The sequence below is a fragment of the Flavobacterium sp. genome (assembly GCF_039930565.1).
GTDB lineage: Bacteria > Bacteroidota > Bacteroidia > Flavobacteriales > Flavobacteriaceae > Flavobacterium.
In genome coordinates, this window is sequence record NZ_JBDTTP010000058.1 from 1 (window position 1) to 13,931 (window position 13,931).

Consider the following 13,931-nt stretch of genomic DNA (forward strand, 5'->3'; position numbering starts at 1 on the left):
CAAAAGCACGTCGTCCGGAAGGGTTGGCTTTACCATTTGAACATTTTGAACTATTTCCCGAAGAAAGAGCTACCAAAGAAGGTTTTTCAAAAATAACTATCAATCCTGAAAAAGAATCAGTTTTTGAAAAAACTGTTTACCTGTCAGATTTGGATATTGTCAATCATGTCAATAATGTAAAATACCTCGAATGGTCTATTGACCATGTTGACCCAAAACGTATTTTAAATCAGGAAATTGAAAGTTTCGAAATGAACTTCATGAAAGAATTATCTTTGGGTGATTCTGTAATCATTCACGAAAGTGAAACAGAAACCGATACCACTTTCAGCATTACCAAAGAGGATAAATCGTGTTTTGCCTTACAGCTCAACTGGAAAAAGCTCGATAACAGAAATTAACTGGAATTTAAAAATTAACTGCATAAAAGTTTTCCATGAAAAACAAAGAATTCAGCCTTCCTCCTGTTCCTGCAGTCCTTTTGGCCATTATTAGTGTGCAATGTGGCGCAGCGATTGCTAAAACTCTTTTTCCTGCAATTGGAGCAGCAGGAACAGCATCAATGCGAATTGGTATTTCGTCTTTAATTTTATTATTGGCTTACCGTCCTAATTTAAAAGAAATTACGCCACAGCAATGGAAGATTGTTGTTCCTTACGGTTTGTCATTGGGAGCCATGAATCTGATTTTTTATATGGCTATTGAAAGAATTCCAATTGGACTGGCTGTTACTTTAGAATTTATTGGACCTTTACTAGTCGCCATAATCGGATCAAAACGCTTGATTGATTATTGCTGGGTACTACTCGCAGCAATGGGAATTGCCCTGATTGCTCCTTGGTCGAATGCACGAATAGATTTATTAGGGGTTTTATTTGCTCTTATCGCAGGTGGACTTTGGGCTGCTTATATTGTTCTGGGTGGGAAAATTTCAAAAATCATGAATGGCGGCAATGCAGTTTCAATAGGAATGTTATTTGCTGCTATTTTAATCCTTCCGTTTGGTTTTTTCGAAAATGGGCTTGTTAATCTTACTCCAAAGCTTTTTGGTATGGGTGTAGCATTGGCTCTTTTGTCAAGTGCTATTCCGTTTACTCTCGAAATGAAAGCTTTGGGTCAGCTTCCTTCACGCACTTTTAGCATTTTAATGAGTCTGGAACCTGCTGCAGCTGCTATTTGCGGTTTTATTTTTTTACAGGAAAATCTGAATTTCTATGAAATTTCAGCTGTTATTTGTGTAATCACTGCTTCAGCAGGATCAACCTTAACTGCTAAGCGTTAATTTTAAATATAAAAAAGTCCTGTAAAACAGGACTTTTTCAATTAACAGAACTAAAATTGAATTACATTTTTGGTAATAACACTGTATCCACTACATGAATTACTCCATTTGACTGATTTACATCTGCTATAGTTACTTTAGATTTGTTTCCGCTCTCGTCAGAAATATATAAATCTTTTCCGTCCATCCAGGCAGTTAAAGTACCACCACTAACAGTTGTAAGAGTGGCTTTACCTTTACCCATTTTTATTGCTTTTGCAATATCAGAAGCATTCATTTTTCCTGCAACAACATGGTAGGTTAAGATAGTTTGCAATGTTTTGATGTTTTCCGGTTTCAATAATGTATCTACAGTTCCTGCAGGTAATTTGTCAAACGCGGCATTTGTTGGGGCAAAAACGGTGAATGGTCCTTTACTTTGTAATGTTTCTACTAATCCTGCCGCTTTTACAGCAGCTACCAGTGTAGTGTGGTCTTTTGAGTTAACGGCATTTTCAACAATATTTTTAGTTGGATACATCGCTGCTCCGCCAACCATTACGCTTTTCTGAGCAAATGAAGTAAATACTAATCCTACTGTTAAAATTGCTGTAGCTAAAAAATTTCTAGTTTTCATAATGAATGTTTTAAGTTATAAAGTCATTTACGCTTTAATATTAGTTTTGGTTTTAAACAAACAAATAAAATATAAAATCACACATTAGAATTAATTCTAAATTATGATGTTCAGTTTAAATTTAATAATGGTTTCCCAAAGCATTCCAAAACTATTAGCCAAATTCTATAGAAAAAATATAGTCTGAGTAGCCAATTTTCTAATTCCAGAATAGCTGCATCTAATTTATAGCTTCTGAAAGTTTAGAATACAGTTACAGCACAATACCTAATTTTACTTTACTATGCTTTTTTTTTAACTAAAAACAATATCATCGAAAATCAGTCTTCATTATCTGCTTATGAGAGTTCTGCACTGATTTTAATAAATTAGTAACAACAATCACCTATTAATGTGTTCGCTGTCATTTGCAACCGTCTGTATTTGGCGCAGCTTTGCATGAAAATCACCAGCTCTAAAGTAAATACAAAATGAAAAGCATTATTTCTGCCAACAAAAAAAATATTACAAATAAACTCTCTGGTATCCTTTGCGATGAATACATCCTACTGACGAAAACTAAAAATGCCTACAGGAATTTGCTTAGCAGTGACTTTCAGGATGAATATCAATTTTTCAAAGCACAATCCAATGAAATTGATCTTATAATTGCACATGTTGAAAAACGGGTCAGTGACTTAGGCTCTTATGCCGATGCTATGCTAAAAGCTCTTTTAAAGGTGACCCGGTTTAATAAAAAGAAAAATAAAATAAAAGATTCCACAAGCTGCCTGCAAGAATTATTAAACGATCATGAAACGCTTATTGCGAAACTAAAAAGCAATACCCCCTTACTTGCAAATGTTTCTCAAGAGAATCAATCAGACGATTTTATTACAATACTTACAGAAAGTCATCAGAAAATGGTTTGGTTCCTTCGCTCCTATCTAAAATAATTCCCTTAAATAACTACAGTATTACCATGAAAACAAACCTAAAACTAAAGATGCTGCTCATCATCATCATTTTCTCAGGTCTGAATCAGACCCTGTTGGGGCAATCCAATTTCAGAATTGACTCCTCAAAGGACAATAAAATGAAGATATCCGGGACTTCAACCTTCCATGACTGGACAATGCAAACCGCTACTTTTTCAGGCAAAGCTACATTTAAAATCAATACTGAAAATCAGATCTCAAAACTCGTTGGAATGGAATTTAGCCTTCCCGTACTCACGCTTAAAAGCGGTCAGAAAAAATTAGACAAAAACACTTACAAAGCCCTCAAAACTGATCAGTTTAAAAATATTGTTTACAAGCAGGTCTCTGCTGAAGTAATGAGTTCAAACGATTCAAAAACCCATATTAAAACTGCGGGAAAACTTACCATTGCAGGAGTTACTAAGGATGTCATTATTGATTTATACTGTTTTGAAAATAAAAACGGAAATGTCAGCTGTAATGGAAATTACAAAATAAACATGAGTGATTATAACGTAATTCCACCCACCTTTATGGGTGGAATCATGAAAACCGGCGATGCCATTACTCTTGAATTTTCAATACTCTTTGAAAAAATCTAACTCCAAAATCTGCACACATGAAAAATACATTAACATTACTGTTCTGTTTTGGCATAGCACTGTCACAAGGACAAAAGAAACCTATTCAGTATTTTAGGTGCAATGACCAAAGAGGAATAAATATTTTTGAAACTGATAAGAAAGATACCCTATCCTTTGAAGGTTTTGCAGTAAAAATGGGAGGTAATTTAACACTGGATTTCCAGGGATTAAACCATCAAAATAGTGCTGCTCCAGTACTTGTTGATGGTGTAAATACCAATGAGCTGATTGGTATTACCAATGGATTCAATCTGGCAATGGCCAATCTAAATCTCGATACGCAGCTCGATGATGGAATAAGGATGAATCTTACCATCTATTTATCTTCCCGTCATCATGAAGAAACCTGGGTAAAGGGAGGTTATATCCAATTTGATAAACTCTTATTTCTGAAAAGCAGTTTTGCAGATCAGATTATGAAATACGTAACCCTGAAAGTAGGTGCTTATGATGTTGATTTTGGCGATCAGCACTTTAGAAGAAGTGATGGTGGAAATGCAATCCATAACCCTTTTGTCGAAAATTACATTATGGATGAATTTGCCACTGAAATTGGCGGTGAAGTATATTTTCACCATGATTCAGGCTGGATGGGGCTTCTTGGTGTAACAAATGGTGCTCTAAACCCTACAGTAGTCGTTTCAGAAAAAATAGATGCTGCAACTGGGGAATTAAACAAACCTACACCGGCTTTTCATGCTAAAATGGGTTATGACAAACAAATAAACGAAGATTTCAGATTTAGAATGACCAGTTCATTTTACGATGTAAAAAGGGCTGCCAACAATACGCTTTTTGCAGGTGACCGGACAGGTTCCCATTATTTTTATGTATTGGAGAATACTACAGCAACGGCAGTTACTAATTTCAGGTCTGGCCGTTACAATCCTGAATTTAGTCAGCAGGTGACCGCTTTTATGATAAATCCTTTTGTCAAATTTAAAGGTTTTGAATTATTTGGAACGTACGAAGTAGCCAAGGGCAGAAAAATTACCCAGGCAGATACCCACCAGATCGTACAAACTGCTATTGATCTGATTTACAGATTTCCACAGGGAAAAGAGAATTTCTGGATTGCAGGCCGATACAATACTGTGACAGATACCCCACTCAGCCAAAATGACCAAACAATTAATCGCATAGCCGGTTCTGCAGGATGGTTCTTAACTAAAAATATCCTGATGAAAGCGGAATATGTAAAACAGGAATATAAAAATTTCCCCAATACAGATATCAGATATGGCGGGCAATTCGATGGCTTTATGTTAGAAGCCACTGTAGGATTTTAAAGCGTATCATTTCCTTAAAAACAAACAAACTTTAAATTTTAAAACACATATATTATGAAAACTAATGAAGAATTACAGAAAGATGTTCAAAATGCCATTAAATGGGAACCGCTTTTACATGCTGCAGAGATAGGTGTAACGGCAAAAGACGGTGTAGTAACCTTATCTGGTATTGTAGATGGCTATTACAAAAAACAGGAAGCTGAAACGGCAGCTAAAAATGTAACTGGCGTAAAAGCCGTTGTAGAGGAAATAGAGATCAAATACTCAAATACCTTCGCCAAAACCGATAATGAAATCGCCGTTGAAGTATTGAAAGCCTTAAAAGACAACTGGGCTGTCACAGAAGACCATATAAAGGTAAAAGTAGAAGATGGATGGGTTACTTTAGAAGGAGAACTTAACTGGAATTTCCAGAGACTCGATGCCAAAACTGCCATTAGCTATCTTTCCGGGGTGAGAGGAGTTACCAATGAAATCAGAATTAAATCGGATATCAAAAATGCTATAGAAAAAAAAGATATCGAAAAAGCACTCGGAAGAGCCTGGGCTTTAGACGCTAAAAATATCAAAGTAAGTGTAGATGGTAATAAAGTAAAATTATCAGGTTTTGTTGATTCAATTTATCAGAAAGACCAAGCGGAACACATTGTCTGGAAAACGCCGGGAATATGGTCAATTGACAATGAACTGGTAGTGGAATATGACTATGCCGCATTGTAAAACTTAAATAAAAAACCATAGTAAAGATGAAAAAATCCCCCCTAACCCTTCCTGTTATTTTTATAATTTCTTCAGGTCTGATTTTACTCAACAGATATACCCAGTTTCATATCAATGATTATCGGGTGCATTTTTTCTTTCTCTTTTTTGCCGCATCATCATTGGCGATTATTATTGGACAATTACTTAAAAAAGCACAAAACAGCCGATCGTTGATTTCGATTTGTATCGTAATTGGAATCCTGTGTGGCCTGAAAGCTTTTTTTACATGGGAAGAAGACTGGAAAACACAAAGTATACTTTATCAAAATATTGAAAATAAAAGTAAGACAATTAATTATCAATTAAGAGCAGATCGCTTTGCCTTTGGTTCTAAAAAACGGATTATTGGGATTTATTATTTAGCACCTTTCATGGAGTGGACAACAGATATGGATACCCTTAATTTGGATAAAACCAAATGGAAAAAGGTCAGTCAGCAGCTCTCTGAAATGAAACTAAAATAAAAAACACGTATTAGGAAAATCCTGATAAACGGAAAAAATATAATAACTTTGGAAAAGACTGAAACAATCAGAACAGTTTAAAAAAAGAGGGCACAATCCTAACAAGCGCAAAAGTTAGGTAAGACATTGTCAAATTGGCAATTCTTCAGAGCATTTTCAGAATTCTTTCTGATTTATAAAAACGAAGTTCGTTTTGGAGATTTTACGTTATCATATTCTTAAAACTCTAAACGGCATCACAGAAAAAAACTCTTTCCTGAACTTTTAAAATTAAGCAAACCTGTTTTAAAATATTTATTTCAATTTTAAAAATAATTATTATGAAAAAAATACTTGTTCCCACAGACTTTTCGAATATATCAAAATCAGCAATACGATTTGCTATCCAATTTGCTTCTCAGACACCGTGTGAACTACTATTTTATCATGTAAATAAAACAACCATTCGAAAAACGCAGCCGTATCAAGACCAGAAAGATTATAAAAATACCCCTGTAGAAAATAAACTTAGAAAATTTATACTCTCTATTTACAAGACAACTAAAAAAGAGACTGGTAAAGTAGAATTTATAGTCGAAAATCAAGCCCATGCAGACAAAGCCATTATCGACTATGCTAAAAAATACAATGCCGATTTTATTTGTATCAATTCATCAGGTCCCGGAATCTTTAATCAATTGATAGGAACAACCGCCTCAAAACTAATGACTACTTCCCCTGTTCCCGTTCTGGTTGTCCCCTATAATTATCGTAGGAAGCCAATCAATCTTTTATTATATTCATCAGACATTACAAGAATTGGTGTTGAACTTCAATCAGTAAAAAAATTTGCGGCGCTTTTCAATAGTGATATAGCAGTGTATCACTACAATGAATTACTTGATAAGGGCGATTTTAAGAAAGATTTTAATAAGATCGCACAAAACTACCAATCTGATAAAGTCTCGTTTAACTTTAAAAAATTAAATATAGAATTTTCTTTACTGGATCATTTACAAGTGGATATCCGAAAATTAAAACCAGCTATCATTGTGATGTTTACCAAACAGAACCGCGACTGGTTTGAACGTCATTTTTTATCAAGTAAAACTAAAGAGTTTGGTTTTGACTCCAGTACGCCAATACTTGTTTTTAGAAAATAAAAATAAAAAATAAAAAACCAGCCAATACCAATGACCGAAAATAAATTTAATACCGATGGTTTAACCACTGCCCAAGTACTTGCAGCCAGGCAAAAATATGGGTCGAATGCAGTCTCATATAAAAAAACAAACCGATATGTCGCTGCGATTATTAGTATGATTAAGGAACCTATGATGGTTTTATTATTTGTAGCATCAAGTATATATTTCATTAGCGGAAAAACTGCAGATGGTATTTTTCTGACCTCAGCAATCGTTTTGATTGCTGCTATATCGTCCTTTCAAAATGCAAGAAGCCGTAACGCGTTGGAACAGTTAAAAGATTATACAAAACCAAAATGTAAAGTCATTAGAAATGGGAATGTAACTGAAATAAAAACAGAAGAAATTGTTATAGGGGATAGTCTTCTGGTAGAAGAAGGCGCTTTAATTTCTGCTGATGGAATAATTCATCATTCTAATGATTTTTCTGTAAATGAATCTATACTCACAGGAGAATCTATGGCTCTTAGTAAAGATAAAATAACCAAGGACAATGCCATTTATCAAGGTTCAACGGTTGTTGGAGGCCTAGCAATTGCGACGGTAACAGCTATCGGAAGCAATACCAAACTAGGTAAGATTGGTAAAAGCCTGGAAGCTATACAAGAAGAAAAAACACCTTTAGAAAAACAAATTGTTAATTTTGTAAAAAAAATGGTGATAGCAGGTGCGGCAGTTTTTTTAATTGTCTGGGCCATCAATTATTTTAATTCCTATAACGTTTTCGATAGCTTACTAAAAGCACTTACGCTTGCTATGAGCATTCTTCCCGAAGAAATTCCGATCGCTTTTACAACCTTTATGGCTATTGGTGCCTGGCGAATGATGAAAGAAGAAATTATCGTCAAGCAGATGAAAACAGTCGAAACATTAGGAAGCGCCACGGTAATCTGTATTGATAAAACAGGAACTATTACTGAAAACAAAATGAGTCTGGCTAAAATTTTTTCTTTAAAATCCGGAAAAATAACCGCACTGGAGACTCCACTATCTGAAGATGAAAAAAAATTAATTACCGTGTCGATGTGGGCAAGTGAACCCATTCCCTTTGATCCCATGGAAATTGCACTGCATGAGACCTACTCAAGAGTTATTGAAAAAGACGATCGGCCGGATTATAAATTGGTATATGAATATCCTTTGTCAGGAAAGCCGCCCATGATGACACACGTTTTTGAAAATAAATCGGGTAATAAAATTATTGCGGCTAAAGGGGGTTCCGAAGCTTTAATGTCAGCAGCAGTTCTTTCGGCAGCAGAAAAAAAAATAATAGTAAAAGCAATTAAAGAATTATCACTCGAAGGTTACAGAATCCTGGCAGTGGGCGAAACTCACTTCCCTTCTAAAAATTATCCCCAAACACAACAGGAATTCAAATTCGAATTCATTGGATTATTAGCTTTTTATGATCCTCCTAAAAAGAATATCAAATTGGTTTTGCAGCATTTTTATAAAGCTGGTATAAAAGTAAAAATTATTACTGGTGATAATGCCCTGACCACCTCATCTGTTGCCAGGCAAATTGGCTTTAAAGGTTATGATAAAAGCATTACGGGCGATGAATTGATGAAACTTGATAATAAGGAACTGAAAAAACAAGTTAAGGATATTAACCTGTTTACCAGAATGTTTCCTGAAGCCAAACTCAAAATTATTAACGCCTTGAAAGCAAATAAAGAAATTGTCGCGATGACCGGTGATGGTGTAAATGATGGTCCGGCTCTAAAAGCAGCACATATCGGAATTGCAATGGGAAAAAAAGGAACTGAAATTGCAAAGCAGGCTGCCTCCTTAATTCTGGTAAATGATGATCTGTCGAAAATGGTGCATGCTATAGCTATGGGCAGAAAGATTTATGCCAACATCAAAAAATCAATTCAGTTTATTATTTCAATCCATATCCCTATCATATTTACCGTTTTCATTCCACTGGCGCTTGGCTGGCGATATCCCAATATCTTCTCACCTATTCACATTATTTTTTTAGAACTCATTATGGGGCCAACCTGCTCAATAGTATATGAAAATGAGCCAATGGAAAAAAATACAATGGAACAAAAACCAAGACCCTTCACTTTGACATTTTTTAGCTGGAAAGAACTATCAACCAGTATTGTTCAGGGATTAATGATAACAATTGGAACACTCTTTATTTACCAGTATTGCATCCATCATGGATTTAATGAACAGATTACGAGAACGATGTCTTTCATTGTTTTAGTGACGGCAAACATCTTTCTGACACTAATGAACCGTTCCTTTTACTACTCTGTTTTTACCACTTTGCGCTACAAAAATAATTTGGTTCCTATTATTATTGGAACAACTATTTTAATAACGGGAATGTTGCTTTATATAAAACCATTTGCAGCATTTTTTGCCTTTGAGCCGTTAGAAGCCTATCTTTTATGCATGGCTGTTGGAGTTGGTCTTGTATCTGTTATGTGGTACGAATTAGTAAAAGTATGGAAACGTAATTGTAAAGAATTTGAGGCTTAATCAGTTGCTTCAATTTAAAGATTGCAAAAAATTGATTTTTATAATTCTGATATATCATAAAATTGAATAAATAAAATACCTCACCTTATTCATTTTTTAGTTCTGCATTTCCATTTAAATTGTCAATTGCGAAATACACAATCTTATTTCGAATATTGAAAAAGTGATCGTTATCACCAATTAAAATGCACAATGTCATTTTTCTGTTATTATAAAAGACAGAACTTTGTGCAAAGCAAGAAAAGACTACAGAAAAAATGCTGTTATCCTAGAAACCTTTGTGATACAAGCCAGGAAAGACAAAATTATTACCTGCACCAGATTGTAAATAAACTGACTGTTTTAAACAATAAACCTTACCTGCTTAAACTATTAAAAGAAAGATTATGATAAAGAAAATCCTGTTTTTGCTACTACTAGTTACATTGATGTCAACGCGTTGTGCAAAAGATTCTGATGACTTGAATATAGATGAAGATCAGGCCTATCTGGATCTCCTACATAACCAGAGTCCGGAAAAGACAACTTCCGACTGGAATACGTTTCACAAAACGGCAGATAATCTGGTGGCTATTGCAGAAAGCAATCTTAAATCACTTAGTTTGAGGAACAACAGGAAAAAAGAGGACTCAGAAGCCGGTCTTGAGGAAATTTACGCCAAATGTGACTATGACCTTACAGACCTAAAGGAACAATTGCAAAGGCGTGACGAGGGATTTGCACGCGAATTAAATGATTATGACGGATCATCTGCTTCCGCTAACAACGCATTTAAAAATAAATTTCTTCAGGAAATAGCTGATTTAAATACTACTATGGAAGGATTAATTAATAAGGATACTAAAAAATTACCTGAATAAGAAATAGCCAGACTCCAAAGACTATTATACTTTTAAAAAACATCCTTTTTTTCTGTAAAAACTCATTATGTGACCTTAATCACCTTTTAGTGTAATTGTCATCATTTTGCTTCACCAGACTTACAACTACATTGCAGTAAACATTTCCTGTAAAAATTATGGACAAGAAAACTGTTGCCGTTATAGTAGCACATCCCGATGATGAAATTTTATGGGCCGGCGGATTATTGATTGATAATCCACATTGGGAATGTACCATAGTATCACTTTGCAGAAAATTTGATTCGGACAGAGCAACCAGGTTTTACAAAATACTAAAAGCTTTAAATGCTGAGGGAATGATGGGTGATCTCGATGACGGCTCAGACCAGATACCTCAAAATAAAGAAAAAATACAAAACCTGCTGCTTGATTTGCTGCCTAATAAAAATTATAATCTTATTATCACCCACAGCCCAACAACTGGCAGGAAATCGAAAAGGCAAAAAATGCCGCTGTAGCAGTTACTCCACAATGCAGAAGGTCCCTTTCATGGATTACCAAGAACAGCAGTAGGGTTATCCTGAACCAAGCGACTGGCGTGATGAACAATGGGTACTGGGATTAGGTCTTTATGTAAATACTTTAAATTATGCCGCACTAAAGATGCTAGGGAACAGGAAACGGGCTAAAAAAATCCAAAATGCAATGCAGCATTTTACTATAACAAAAGGTTCGAATAAAACACACCTTCAGGAAGGAATGGTAGTCAAAAAAATACCTTATTATGCTTTGTGGTCTTATAAAATATACAGCAGTGAACGATTTGATCTATTAGGAAACAGTCTGGCGATACTATCAGGGCTTGCACCTCTGGACAGGGCTGAAAATATGATTTCATGGATCGAACAGCAATGCCAGAGTATGATACAAAACAGTGAGCTGGCCATGCCGCTTGCTCCTAACCTGTTTCCATTTATCCTTCCCGAAGATGAGGATTGGCTGCCACGATATCAAATATATAACAGGCCGGGCGATTATCATAATGGAGGAATCTGGCCTTTTGTTTCTGGCTTTCATATTGCAGCGCTCACCGCGGCAGGAAAGCACAAATTGGCCAGAGAAAAACTCGACAGCCTTACTTCCCTTATAAAAGTTTCACATAACAAAGAACTGGAATACGGCTTTAACGAGTGGTACAAAGCCCAGGACGGACAGCCCATGGGCCAGGATTGGCAAACTTGGTCAGCAGCAATGTATTTGTATGCCGTGAAATGTGTGGAGCTGAAAAGTACCCCTTTTTTCTAATCCATAAATAGTTGAAATTTTATCTGTCTTTACTCTTTTCACTTTCTAAATAATGCTTTAGTATTTCCTGTAGTGAATTCAAATAATCAGCAAGTAACTGACTATCCATAACAGAATGTTTTTTTGACGGGATTGTTATGGGATTTTCATTTAGAAATTCATACAGTTCAGGATAATGCATTTCAATATCAGCTGTGATCTCAAAAATATCTTTGGTCAGTTGTGTTATACTTTTCATTTAATTTGTTTTAAAAAAAATAAAGAGTATATAAATTTCCCCTTATTTAAAAACTATTGATTTTCTATTGTATTTTTTAATTTGGACTTATTTCTTATGCTAAATTAAGCGGTATAGAGAAATAGTAAAATGATGCTCATCAGGTGAACAAATGACATACAACATTTTATTTTTAAATCTTAAAATGAAACTTTCTAAAAGATATCAATTTTTAAGTTTTATCATCCTTTCAAGATCAAGCAGCCTTAAGCCGCTGTTTGCTTTTTTTTATTAAACTTTCATTTTAAAGTCTGTTAAAGTACGGCTTACTGTTTCAGAAGCTGTGCCGGACATGGCAGCAAGATCATCTCGGGTAATTACAAGAAGCTGCATTTCTTCTGCAATTTCCTTACCAAGTCCTACAAGACTGAAATCTGCAAACGAAGCTTTTAATTTATTTAGTTCCAGATTTTCTGCATAAAGAAAGTCATTTAGTATAGCAGTAAGGCTTGTTACTGCATTTTTAATCTTACCAACATGTTTGTTTATATGATCATTTTTGTAATCTTCAGCATACTTGAAGAGAAGGCATGAGCATTGAAATATTTTTTCCTATAACTTCCTGCTCCATATAACCGAATAATTTACAGGCAGATGGATTAATTCGATAATGCCACGTTCTTCAATTGTCAAAATACCATCAATAGCATTATGCACTATTGCTTTAAGCAGGCAGCATTTTCCATGATCATTGTAATGACTTATAATAATCATCAAAACAAATGTACACATTTAAAACCCAGCTAAAACAAGGCTTAACTTATTATAATACAAACAAATGGATCAAAAAATATTATCCTAAATATAGCAACACATGCAGGAATTATTTTAAAAAAAAGGAAAATTTAAACTGATACGAATCAGCTTTAGAAGTGACACCCATCACTTTTTAACAGTAGTTTATAACTGACCTTTGTTATAAAGTTAACATACCAATAATTTTAAAATTTAATAAAATTATGGCATAACAAAAACATTAGAACTTTGAGAGAATAACAAATTTAGAATTGAAGTAAATGAAAATAATCAAAACAAATAAATGCCTTCAAAACACTGCTTTAGACAACTATTTTAATTCATAAACCAACATGAAAAGCAACGAGGATTTGCAGAAAGATGTTCTGAACGCTATTACCTGGGAACCGCTTTTAAATACCACAGAAATTGGCGTAACAGCAGATGGCGGAATCATTACACTCTTTGGAACGGTGGACAGTTATGCTAAAAAAGCCAAGGCCGAAGAAGCTGCAAAATATGTTACTGGTGTCAGGGCAATAGTTGAAAAAATTGAAGTGCATTTTGATCTGGCTGGTGAAAAAACAGATACTGAAATAGCAGCAGAAATACTAAATGTATTTAAGTGGCATTGGGACATTCCAAATGAAAACATAGGAGTTAAAGTAGAAAATGGCTGGGTAACCCTGGAGGGAGAAATAGAATGGAACTACCAAAAGCAGGTAGCCAAACAGGCAGTAAGCAATCTTTTAGGGATAAAAGGGATCATAAACAATATTATGATCAGACCCAAATTACGCGAGGCGTCCATCAATGTAAATGATATAGAAAGTGCGCTCTGGCGTAATGCTACGATAGATCATAATGGCATTAAAGTAATTGTTACAGGAGACAGTAAAGTAACCCTAAGCGGCGCTGTGCAATCCCTGCATCAAAAAGAAGAAGCAAGTCGGATTGTTTGGAGTGCACCCGGTGTTTTAGAAGTGGACAACCAACTAACTTTTGCCATAGCAGAGTAAAATACAATTTCTGAAAACAAGTTATAAAGTTGGATAATCAGCAGTTAAATT

17 protein-coding genes and 1 pseudogene are annotated in these 13,931 nt (G+C 34.8%); 13 read left to right on the forward strand and 5 right to left on the reverse strand.

Annotation, left to right across the window (positions count from 1 at the left end):
* Positions 1-401: pseudogene (locus ABI657_RS13855) on the forward strand (acyl-[acyl-carrier-protein] thioesterase); the annotation flags it as partial.
* Between the two features lie 35 nt (positions 402-436).
* The gene (locus ABI657_RS13860; protein ID WP_348097861.1) at positions 437-1,282 is read left to right on the forward strand and encodes a DMT family transporter; all 846 of its coding nucleotides are present in this window, start codon (positions 437-439) and stop codon (positions 1,280-1,282) included.
* Between the two features lie 61 nt (positions 1,283-1,343).
* On the opposite strand, the gene ABI657_RS13865 is transcribed toward ABI657_RS13860, so the two are convergent.
* Positions 1,344-1,898 carry a fasciclin domain-containing protein gene (locus ABI657_RS13865; protein WP_348097862.1) on the reverse strand — a complete coding sequence of 185 codons (555 nt, stop codon included), beginning with the start codon at positions 1,896-1,898 and terminating at the stop codon, positions 1,344-1,346.
* A 470-nt stretch (positions 1,899-2,368) separates the two neighbouring features.
* Between ABI657_RS13865 and ABI657_RS13870 the strand changes: the two genes are divergently transcribed.
* From ABI657_RS13870 to ABI657_RS13915, 10 genes are all read left to right on the forward strand, one after another.
* Positions 2,369-2,833 carry a ferritin-like domain-containing protein gene (locus ABI657_RS13870; RefSeq protein ID WP_348097863.1) on the forward strand — a complete coding sequence of 155 codons (465 nt, stop codon included), beginning with the start codon at positions 2,369-2,371 and terminating at the stop codon, positions 2,831-2,833.
* A gap of 26 nt (positions 2,834-2,859) precedes the next feature.
* Positions 2,860-3,459, forward strand: coding sequence for a YceI family protein (locus ABI657_RS13875; RefSeq protein ID WP_348097864.1), 600 nt, complete (start codon positions 2,860-2,862; stop codon positions 3,457-3,459).
* A 17-nt stretch (positions 3,460-3,476) separates the two neighbouring features.
* On the forward strand, positions 3,477-4,790 hold the full coding sequence (locus ABI657_RS13880; protein WP_348097865.1) for a hypothetical protein: 1,314 nt from the start codon (positions 3,477-3,479) through the stop codon (positions 4,788-4,790).
* A 54-nt stretch (positions 4,791-4,844) separates the two neighbouring features.
* On the forward strand, positions 4,845-5,513 hold the full coding sequence (locus ABI657_RS13885) for a BON domain-containing protein (RefSeq protein WP_348097866.1): 669 nt from the start codon (positions 4,845-4,847) through the stop codon (positions 5,511-5,513).
* A gap of 26 nt (positions 5,514-5,539) precedes the next feature.
* The gene (locus tag ABI657_RS13890) at positions 5,540-6,019 is read left to right on the forward strand and encodes a hypothetical protein (protein WP_348097867.1); all 480 of its coding nucleotides are present in this window, start codon (positions 5,540-5,542) and stop codon (positions 6,017-6,019) included.
* A gap of 320 nt (positions 6,020-6,339) precedes the next feature.
* The gene (locus ABI657_RS13895; RefSeq protein WP_348097868.1) at positions 6,340-7,161 is read left to right on the forward strand and encodes a universal stress protein; all 822 of its coding nucleotides are present in this window, start codon (positions 6,340-6,342) and stop codon (positions 7,159-7,161) included.
* A 30-nt stretch (positions 7,162-7,191) separates the two neighbouring features.
* Positions 7,192-9,702: a cation-translocating P-type ATPase gene (locus tag ABI657_RS13900; RefSeq protein WP_348097869.1), complete on the forward strand. Its 2,511-nt coding sequence runs from the start codon at positions 7,192-7,194 to the stop codon at positions 9,700-9,702.
* 386 nt (positions 9,703-10,088) lie between these two features.
* Complete coding sequence (locus ABI657_RS13905; RefSeq protein WP_348097870.1) at positions 10,089-10,562, forward strand: hypothetical protein; 474 nt, start codon at positions 10,089-10,091, stop codon at positions 10,560-10,562.
* A 158-nt stretch (positions 10,563-10,720) separates the two neighbouring features.
* Positions 10,721-11,062 (forward strand): hypothetical protein, encoded by a 342-nt coding sequence (locus ABI657_RS13910; protein ID WP_348097871.1) that lies wholly within the window; start codon positions 10,721-10,723, stop codon positions 11,060-11,062.
* Positions 11,063-11,249: 187 nt separating this feature from the next.
* A complete protein-coding gene (locus ABI657_RS13915) occupies positions 11,250-11,849 on the forward strand; it encodes a glycoside hydrolase 100 family protein (protein WP_348097872.1) in 600 nt (199 codons plus the stop codon).
* A gap of 19 nt (positions 11,850-11,868) precedes the next feature.
* Here the strand turns inward: ABI657_RS13915 and ABI657_RS13920 are convergent, their stop codons facing one another.
* The 4 genes from ABI657_RS13920 to ABI657_RS13935 all read right to left on the reverse strand — a co-directional run bounded on the left by ABI657_RS13920 (position 11,869) and on the right by ABI657_RS13935 (position 12,840).
* The gene (locus tag ABI657_RS13920; RefSeq protein WP_348097873.1) at positions 11,869-12,087 is read right to left on the reverse strand and encodes a hypothetical protein; all 219 of its coding nucleotides are present in this window, start codon (positions 12,085-12,087) and stop codon (positions 11,869-11,871) included.
* Between the two features lie 270 nt (positions 12,088-12,357).
* The gene (locus tag ABI657_RS13925) at positions 12,358-12,459 is read right to left on the reverse strand and encodes a helix-turn-helix domain-containing protein (RefSeq protein ID WP_348097874.1); all 102 of its coding nucleotides are present in this window, start codon (positions 12,457-12,459) and stop codon (positions 12,358-12,360) included.
* 175 nt (positions 12,460-12,634) lie between these two features.
* The gene (locus tag ABI657_RS13930; RefSeq protein ID WP_348097888.1) at positions 12,635-12,697 is read right to left on the reverse strand and encodes a hypothetical protein; all 63 of its coding nucleotides are present in this window, start codon (positions 12,695-12,697) and stop codon (positions 12,635-12,637) included.
* Complete coding sequence (locus tag ABI657_RS13935) at positions 12,679-12,840, reverse strand: hypothetical protein (RefSeq protein WP_348097875.1); 162 nt, start codon at positions 12,838-12,840, stop codon at positions 12,679-12,681. Before ABI657_RS13935 ends, ABI657_RS13930 begins: the two co-directional genes overlap by 19 nt.
* A 374-nt stretch (positions 12,841-13,214) precedes the next feature.
* Here ABI657_RS13935 and ABI657_RS13940 point away from each other — a divergent pair, with 374 nt between their 5' ends.
* On the forward strand, positions 13,215-13,880 hold the full coding sequence (locus ABI657_RS13940) for a BON domain-containing protein (RefSeq protein ID WP_348097876.1): 666 nt from the start codon (positions 13,215-13,217) through the stop codon (positions 13,878-13,880).
* The last annotated feature ends 51 nt before the right edge of the window (positions 13,881-13,931 follow it).